This is a genomic window from Streptomyces sp. NPDC030814, from assembly GCF_055572155.1.
On record NZ_JBVIDX010000065.1, the window covers coordinates 1 to 1,338 of the forward strand.

Sequence of the window (1,338 nt, forward strand, 5' to 3'; positions counted from 1 at the left end):
TCGTCGACTTCCCACGGCTTCGGCCGCGCCACCTCGCACCCCCGGATCATCGGTCCCGGAGCGATCCAACCACCTCGAAGATCATTTCGTTAGGAGTTCTAAGAGGGCGTTTGAAGTGGGCAGATTGCCGTTTACGTCCTAGTACGTTCCTCGCCAGGTGGGTGTCGTCTCGTCCGTTATGCGCCTGGCGAGGTTGTCGATCGAGGCGATGTGAATCATGGCCTCGGAGCTGGCGGTGAGGGTCTCGTAGTCGCGGGCGAGGCGGCGGTGCATCATGATCCAACCGATACTCCGCTCCACCACCCAGCGCCTTTTCACGACCTGAAAGCCGCGGGTCTCCGGATTCCGGTTCACGACTTCGACGTCGATTCCAAGGCTGGCGCCGTGCTCAACGACGGCATTCTTGAAGCCGGTGTCGACCCAGCTCTTGGAGATGGTCGGGTACGTCTCTTTCGCCTGGTCGAGGAGGCGGATTCCCAGGGCGTTCTCCGACAGGCCGGCGGCGGTGACGGTCACGGCGAGGATGAGGCCGATCGTGTCGGTGAGGATGCCGCGCTTCCGGCCGACGATCTTCTTCGCGGCGTCCGTTCCCTGGCTGGTCACGGGCACGTTGGTGGAAGTCTTCACGCTCTGGGTGCCGATCACGGATGCGGTCGGCTCGGGCTTGCGCCCCTCCTTCACGCGCGCCAGTCCGGTCAGGTCGTAGTTGAGCTGGGCGAAGATTCCCTCGTCGCGCCAGGCGGCGTAGTAGGCGTAGACGGTGCCGTGGTTCGGGAAGTCGTGCGGGAGGTATTTCCAGGGGATTCCGGTGCGGTTCACGTAGAGGATCGCGTTGAAGACGTCCCGTAAATCGACCTTGGCCGGCTGTCCCGTTGGTCTGCGGTCGAGTCGGGCCTTCCTCCAGGCCGTCAACGTCGGCTCGATCAGGGCCCATCGGGCGTCGGACAGGTCGCTGGGGTACGGCTTGCGCTCGCTCACGGCGTAGCGTGATCACGTGCGAGGCGGAGGGCTCGGTTCCGCTGTTCATTGGGTGATTCCGCAGCAACTTCAAACCAGACGGACTTCCAGGTACAGAAGCGATCGAGACGGATGGTCGAGCATCCACCCTGGAGAGCGTCATTCGCCGCCTATGGGATGAGATCCCTCAAAGCAGGGCAGGGGTGAAAGCCGCCTATAGGGCTTGACCTGCATAAACGCCCTCTACTGATCTTTTCGTAAGTTCGGTGGATGTGGTGGGTGGATAGTCAGGCCGGTGTGGGCGAGGAATGACCATGGCAGTTGTGGGTTTCGGTTGATGCGGTGGATGCCTTCTTCGGTGGCGTCGGCGACATCGGCGAG

1 protein-coding gene is annotated in these 1,338 nt (G+C 62.7%); it reads right to left on the reverse strand.

The genetic code is table 11. The features are described from left to right. Positions 1 to 138: 138 nt before the first annotated feature. A complete protein-coding gene (locus tag ACZ43N_RS42700) occupies positions 139 to 978 on the reverse strand; it encodes an IS5 family transposase (protein ID WP_468105278.1) in 840 nt (279 codons plus the stop codon). Between the last annotated feature and the right edge of the window lie 360 nt (positions 979 to 1,338).